This is a genomic window from Moorena sp. SIO3I6 (genome assembly GCF_010672095.1).
The window spans coordinates 1-2,154 of record NZ_JAAHHU010000815.1; the positions used below are offsets into that span (position 1 = coordinate 1).

Annotated in this window: 2 protein-coding genes and 1 pseudogene; 1 reads left to right on the forward strand and 2 read right to left on the reverse strand. The window is 45.3% G+C overall.

Annotation, left to right across the window (positions count from 1 at the left end):
- Positions 1-131: 131 nt before the first annotated feature.
- Positions 132-320 (reverse strand): annotated as a pseudogene (locus tag F6K49_RS43050) (site-specific integrase); the annotation flags it as partial.
- Between the two features lie 273 nt (positions 321-593).
- Between F6K49_RS43050 and F6K49_RS43055 the strand changes: the two are divergent.
- Positions 594-1,844 (forward strand): transposase, encoded by a 1,251-nt coding sequence (locus tag F6K49_RS43055; RefSeq protein WP_293107733.1) that lies wholly within the window; start codon positions 594-596, stop codon positions 1,842-1,844.
- Between the two features lie 161 nt (positions 1,845-2,005).
- On the opposite strand, the gene F6K49_RS43060 is transcribed toward F6K49_RS43055, so the two are convergent.
- Positions 2,006-2,152, reverse strand: coding sequence for a tyrosine-type recombinase/integrase (locus tag F6K49_RS43060; protein WP_293107736.1), 147 nt, complete (start codon positions 2,150-2,152; stop codon positions 2,006-2,008).
- Positions 2,153-2,154 lie beyond the last annotated feature (2 nt).

A 2,154-nucleotide genomic window follows, 5' to 3' on the forward strand; every position in this document is an offset into this window, starting at 1 on the left:
TGCAGGAGCAGTAGAAACCTTCAAGGAAGCCATAGACCACCCGCTAGTTAACATTTTGATGGCTACCATTGAGGGATGGAAAGAGGTTTAGGTTTCCCTACTATCATTATGTCCTTCGCACCCCCTCCTTCTTAAAACCCCAACTTCTGCACCGCCCTACGCTTCACCTCCTCCCCTCGCCTATCATACTTAGCCGTAGTCACAGGGGAAGCATGACCAGCTAACTTTTGGACGGTCACAATATCAATCCCAGCATCAAGCAGATCAGAGCAGAAGGTCCTGCGAAAATCATGGGGACTAAAGGATTCCACCCCAGCTTCTTTAGCGGAACCCGCCAGAAGCCCCACATCTTAATACGAAGTATAAGTGTGGGATGAATGGCGGACAGGGTCTTTTGGTTCAGGAAAACGTGCTATCAAACTTCTTATCAACTCGGATGGAGTCATCCCAGGACGTTCAGCCTCTTGTTGTAACTGCCTTTTTAAAAAATCGGTGATTCTAAATATCAGTTTTTTGTCTTTCGTTTTGGATTGACACTTGGATATACAATTGGCTATTATAGTAACAGGTCGAAAACAGGGAGACAACAAACGATGAGAATTGCTTACCAGTACCGATTAAAGCCAACAAAAGAGCAGAAAGCACAGATAGACAATTGGCTATCAATGCTTTGCGCGCAATATAATTATTTGCTGGCAGATAGGTTTCGCTGGTATGAGCAAAATCGTTGTTCTGTTAATGCTTGCCCACTTGTTTGTCACCTTCCAGAGTTAAGGAATAATCCAAATTATTACAGTCAGAAAAAGAGTTTACCAAACTTAAAGAAGACTCATCCCTGGTACAAAGATATCCATTCCCAGGTGCTTCAGGATGCAGTCAAAAGGGTTAAATTAGCTTTTGATAAATTCATTAAAGGGGATAGCAAAGGTAAGCGGAGTGGCAGACCGAGGTTCAAAAAGACTCACCGTTACCGTACTTTCACTTATCCTCAAATGAAGGAAGGTTGCCTAGAAGACAATCTGATAACCCTTCCAAAAATAGGAAAAGTAAAAGTTGTTTTGCATCGTCCTATCCCTGACGGGTTCAAAATCAAGACGGCTACTATCACTAGAAAATGCGATAAGTATTATCTAGTCTTATCTCTGGAAGACAAAACAGTTCCTGTTCGCGCAGCGTCGGCTTCGCCGAAAGTAAAACCTGACATTAATCCTGACTCAATTATTGGTATTGACGTTGGCCTTAAGGAGTTTTTAACCACTTCAGAAGGGGAAACCATTCAAGTTCCGCAGTATTACCGAAAGGCTCAAAAAAGGTTAAAAGTCATCCAAAAACGGGTGTCTCGGCGGAAGAAAGGAGGGGTTAACCGACTCAAGGCTATCAAGCAACTTGGGAGACAACATAAAAAAGTGGCGGATAAACGGAAAGACTTCCACTTTAAAACCGCCAATTACTTATTGTCAAAATACGACGTAGTCGCTCATGAGAAGTTGAACGTCAAAGGGCTTGCTAAATCCCGATTGGCTAAATCTGTTTTGGATGCTGGGTGGTCAAGCTTTCTGACAATTCTGACAAGCAAAGCCTTAAATGCTGGCTTGTTGGCAGTTCCAGTAAGCGCCCAAAATACTTCGCAGAATTGCTCCGGTTGTGGAAAGAAAGTCCCTAAAAAGCTCCATGTTCGTTGGCATGATTGTCCCCATTGTGGATGCAATCTTGACCGCGATCACAATGCTGCCATAAATATCAAAAACAGAGCGGCAGGGCAGTCCGTTCTTAAAGCCCAGTGCCTCCGAAGCGATGGCTGGATTGACTGGGAAGCCTACACTGAACCTGTAAGGTCAGTGTAGGAGCTGTCACCCCGCTTCTGCAAAATCAACAACACGGCCTGGGGGGTCATCTTTCTGTTCTGTATCTGTCCCCCTTTCCGGATTGGACACAACAGCGCCCCTGGTTGGTGACCTCTCGTGTTTAACCAATCATTTACAAACGCGATTCGGCAAAGCCGACGCTACGCGATCGCACCTTCCGGTAAATAGACGGTCCTATCCTTCCCTCCCTTACCCTGACGCACTTCCAATGCACCACTCTCACCATTAAAATCTCGCACTTCCAGCTTCACCACTTCTGCCCGTCGCAGTCCCGTACCCCGTAGGATGA

Excerpts from the sequence above, each read along its gene's own strand:
- F6K49_RS43055 (WP_293107733.1), top strand. The coding sequence starts at position 594 with ATGAGAATTGCTTACCAGTACCGATTAAAGCCAACAAAAGAGCAGAAA.